Below are 3,056 nucleotides of genomic sequence, written 5' to 3'. Positions count from 1 at the left end.
AAAAAAAATATTACTTTTTAATTCACCTCGTGTTAAACAACCCCCCCCCACAAAAAAAAAACCAAAACCCTTTCTTTTTTTGGGGGGGGGCGGCCCCCCCCCCCCCGGGCCCCCCCCCGCCCCCGAAAACAGATCAGCTCATCGAACAGATCAGCGGGAATTGACCAATGAACGTACCCATTCTTCAGATGCGCGGGATCACCAAGACCTTCCCCGGCGTCAAAGCCCTCCAGGACGTCACCCTGGATGTGAACCGCGGCGAGGTCCACGCGATCTGCGGCGAAAACGGGGCAGGCAAGTCCACCCTGATGAAGGTGCTCTCCGGCGTGTACGCCCACAACACCTTCGAGGGGGACATCCTCTTCGAAAACGAACCCTGCGACTTCGCGTCCATCAGCGACAGCGAAAAGCGCGGCATCGTGATCATCCACCAGGAACTGGCCCTGAGCCCGTACCTGTCCATCGCGGAAAACATCTTCCTGGGCAACGAAATGGCCACCCGCGGCTGGGTCGACTGGCGCAAGACCAACCTGGAAGCGGCCAAGCTGCTGGCCCGCGTCGGCCTGAGCGAAAACCCGGTCACCCCCATCCAGCACATCAGCGTCGGCAAGCAGCAGCTCGTCGAAATCGCCAAGGCACTGTCCAAGGAAGTGAAGCTGCTCATCCTGGACGAGCCCACCGCTGCGCTGAACGACGAGGACTCCGACCACCTGCTGGACCTGATCCTGCACCTGAAGGGCCAGGGCGTCACCAGCATCATCATCAGCCACAAACTCAACGAAATCCGCAAGGTCGCCGACGCCGTCACCATCATCCGCGACGGCAAGTCCATCGAGACCCTGCGCGTGGACCAGGGCCAGATCACCCAGGAACGCATCATCCGCGGCATGGTGGGCCGCGACCTGGACAGCCTCTACCCCGAGCGCGAACCGCAGATCGGCGAGGAAGTCCTGCGCATCGAAGACTGGACGGTCCAGCACCCGCAGGACCACACCCGCACCGTGGTGCACAACGCCAGCCTCAACGTCCGCAAGGGCGAAGTGGTGGGGCTCGCCGGCCTGATGGGCGCCGGCCGCACCGAACTGGCCATGAGCGTCTTCGGCCGCACCTACGGCCGCGCCGTCTCCGGCAAGGTGTTCAAGTACGGCAAGGAAATCAACACCTCCACCGTCCCCGACGCCATCCGGCACGGCATCGCCTACGCCACCGAGGACCGCAAGCACTACGGGCTCAACCTCATCGAGGACATCAAGCGCAACATCTCCATGGCCGCCCTGCCCAAGCTCGCCAAGCGCGGCTGGGTGGATGCGAACCAGGAAACCACGGTGGCCAACAGCTACCGGAAGAGCATGAACATCAAGGCCCCGTCCGTCGCGGCCATCACCGGGAAGCTCTCCGGCGGCAACCAGCAAAAAGTGGTCCTGAGCAAGTGGATGTTTTCCGACCCCGACGTGCTGATCCTGGACGAGCCCACCCGCGGCATCGACGTCGGCGCCAAGTTCGAGATCTACACGATCATCGCCGAGCTCGCCGCGCAGGGAAAAGCGGTCATTGTGATCTCCTCCGAACTCCCCGAACTCCTGGGCATCTGCGACCGGATCTACACCCTGTCCGCCGGCCACGTCACCGGTGAAGTCCCCATCGCCGAGGCCTCCCAGGAAACACTCATGCACTACATGACCCAAGAGAAGGAATAACGAACCATGTCCGCCTTACGAGAATCCCTCGGCTTCCTGGCAAGCCGCCTCCGCCAGGTCGGCATCTTCGTCGCCCTGATCCTGATCGTCCTGCTGTTCCAGGTCCTCACCGACGGGATCCTGCTGGAACCGCAGAACGTCACCAACCTCGTCGTCCAGAACAGCTACATCCTCATCCTTGCCATCGGCATGGTCATGGTCATCATCGCCGGCCACATCGATCTGTCCGTCGGCTCCATCGCCGGGTTCATCGGCGCCGTCGCCGGCGTCATGATCGTCCACTGGGGCTGGGCCTGGTGGGCGGCCATCCCGGCCTGCCTCCTCGTCGGCGCCCTCGTGGGCGCGTGGCAGGGCTACTGGATCGCCTACGTCGGCATCCCCGCATTCATCGTCACCCTCGCCGGCATGCTCATCTTCCGCGGCCTGACCCTGATCACCCTGAAGAACCAGCAGATCACCCCGTTCCCGGACGAGCTCCGCGCCCTCGGCGGCGGCTTCCTCCCGGACATCTCCGGCGGCACCTCGGTGCTCGAATGGCTCACCGTGATCCTCGGCGTCGGCGGCACCGCAGCCCTGCTGTTCCAGTCCATCAAGGAACGCCGCGTCCGCCGGAAGTTCAACCTCGAGAACGAACCCATGGCCTGGTTCGCCACCAAGACCGCCTTCATCGCCCTGCTGATGCTCATCATCACGTTCCTCCTCGCCAGCTACCGCGGCACCCCCATCGTGCTGATCGTCCTCGCGGGCCTGGTCATCGCCTACTCGGCGCTGATGAACAACAGCATCTTCGGCCGCCACACCTACGCCATCGGCGGCAACCTGCACGCCGCCGAACTCTCCGGCATCAAGACCAAGGCCGTGACCTTCCGGCTCTTCGTGAACATGGGCGTCCTCGCGGCCCTGGCCGGCCTGATCTTCACCGCCCGCCTGAACTCCGCCCAGCCCGCGGGCGGCACCGGCTTCGAGCTCGACTCCATCGCCGCCGCCTTCATCGGCGGAGCAGCGGTCCAGGGCGGCATCGGCACGGTGGCCGGAGCCATGATCGGCGGCCTCATCATGGGCGTCCTCAACAACGGCATGTCCATCCTGGGCCTCGGCACCGACTACCAGCAGCTCATCAAGGGCCTGGTCCTCCTGCTCGCCGTCGGCTTCGACATCTTCAACAAGAACCGCGCCGGCGGCGGATCCTCCATCGCCAAGCGTTTCAGGCTGAAGACCACGCCGCCCGCCACCGAAGGGACCAAAGCGCCGGCCGAACCGACGGTGGCCGCGGACACCCGGGAATCGAGCAACGCCTAGCAGGCAACAACGGTCAAAGTACGACGACGGCCCCGCACCTTTGCGAAAAAGGTGCGGGGC

2 protein-coding genes are annotated in these 3,056 nt (G+C 64.2%); both read left to right on the top strand.

Annotated features, from left to right (window positions below; genetic code table 11):
* Nucleotides 1-167: 167 nt before the first annotated feature.
* Nucleotides 168-1,697 (top strand): multiple monosaccharide ABC transporter ATP-binding protein, encoded by a 1,530-nt coding sequence (gene mmsA, locus ACFRAH_RS24200; protein WP_377993433.1) that lies wholly within the window; start codon nucleotides 168-170, stop codon nucleotides 1,695-1,697.
* Between the two features lie 6 nt (nucleotides 1,698-1,703).
* On the top strand, nucleotides 1,704-2,996 hold the full coding sequence (gene mmsB, locus ACFRAH_RS24195; RefSeq protein WP_377993432.1) for a multiple monosaccharide ABC transporter permease: 1,293 nt from the start codon (nucleotides 1,704-1,706) through the stop codon (nucleotides 2,994-2,996).
* The last annotated feature ends 60 nt before the right edge of the window (nucleotides 2,997-3,056 follow it).

The sequence above is a fragment of the Arthrobacter sp. NPDC056727 genome (genome assembly GCF_042790555.1).
Taxonomy (GTDB): domain Bacteria; phylum Actinomycetota; class Actinomycetes; order Actinomycetales; family Micrococcaceae; genus Arthrobacter.
This window is presented reverse-complemented; position numbering and strand designations above follow the sequence as displayed.